A 452-nucleotide genomic window follows, 5' to 3' on the forward strand; every position below is an offset into this window, starting at 1 on the left:
CCTACAGTAATTCCAGCAGCAAGGCCTGCACCACCAAATATTTGAGAAACACTAACAATAGTTAAAACTTTTTTGTAAAATTTAACCAATTCTTTTTCACTGGTCATCAGTTCAATTTCTTTCGAACTTTGCATATTCAAGCCTCCTAAAATAAAACTATCTATTCAACTAAACAGTTTAATAGTTGAATTTCTTTTAGTCAATAACAGAAGATAGTTGACATACATATTAGAAAATATTAATATGAGGTGGGTATATTGAATAATATAGATTTAAAAGCACATTTTATTCACGGTCTTTCTAATAAAGTGAGATTAACTATTTTGGAGTTACTCAAATCGAGTGAAATGACCGTTAATGAAATTGTTGAAAAAGCAAAAATAAGTCAATCTAGTATTTCCCAACATTTAGCTTGTCTTAAAGGTTGCGGATTAGTTACTTCTAGACAAGAA

At 29.4% G+C, this 452-nt stretch carries 1 protein-coding gene; it reads left to right on the plus strand.

Features of this window, described 5'->3' with window-relative positions:
* Window positions 1-257: 257 nt before the first annotated feature.
* On the plus strand, window positions 258-452 hold a 195-nt coding region (locus DF216_RS10415; RefSeq protein WP_164979050.1), incomplete at its 3' end, for an ArsR/SmtB family transcription factor.

It is taken from the genome of Streptococcus oralis (assembly GCF_004127215.1).
In the GTDB taxonomy this organism is placed as follows: domain Bacteria; phylum Bacillota; class Bacilli; order Lactobacillales; family Streptococcaceae; genus Streptococcus; species Streptococcus oralis_BD.